This window comes from Streptomyces sp. PTL18, assembly GCF_059510295.1.
In genome coordinates this window covers 1-496 of the sequence record NZ_JCAJZO010000141.1, presented here as the reverse complement: position 1 = coordinate 496, position 496 = coordinate 1, and the positions used below count along the sequence as shown (strand labels likewise).

Genomic DNA, 496 nt, shown 5'->3' with positions numbered 1-496 from the left:
TCCTTGTCGATTCGGATCAGGAACTTCTTGAACTCCGCTGCCCGGTGCCGGCGGTGCAGGGCGCTGATGACCTCGCCGCTGGCGATGTCGAACGCGGCGAACAAGGTGGTCAGCCCGTTGCGGACGTAGTCGTGGGTGCGCCGCTCGGGCATGCCCGGCATTATCGGCAGCACCGGCTGGGAGCGGTCCAGGGCTTGGATCTGGGACTTCTCGTCCACCGAGAGGACCACCGCGCCCTCGGGCGGGTTGAAGTACAGACCGACGACGTCGTAGACCTTCTCCACGAACAACGGGTCCGTGGACAGCTTGAACGTGTCTGCCAGATGCGGCTTGAGCTGGAACTTCCGCCAGATCCGGCCGACGGTGGACTTCGACAGGCCGCTGTGCTCCGCCATCGACTTCCGTGACCAGTGGGTGGCGTTCTTCGGGATCTCCTCCAGCGTGGCGACCACGACTGCTTCCACCTGATCAACCCCGATGGTGGGTGGCCGACCCG

1 protein-coding gene is annotated in these 496 nt (G+C 65.1%); it reads right to left on the bottom strand.

The annotated features are described in order from the left end of the window. On the bottom strand, positions 1-496 hold a 496-nt coding region (locus AC5WS8_RS39375), incomplete at both ends, for an IS630 family transposase (protein ID WP_496108273.1).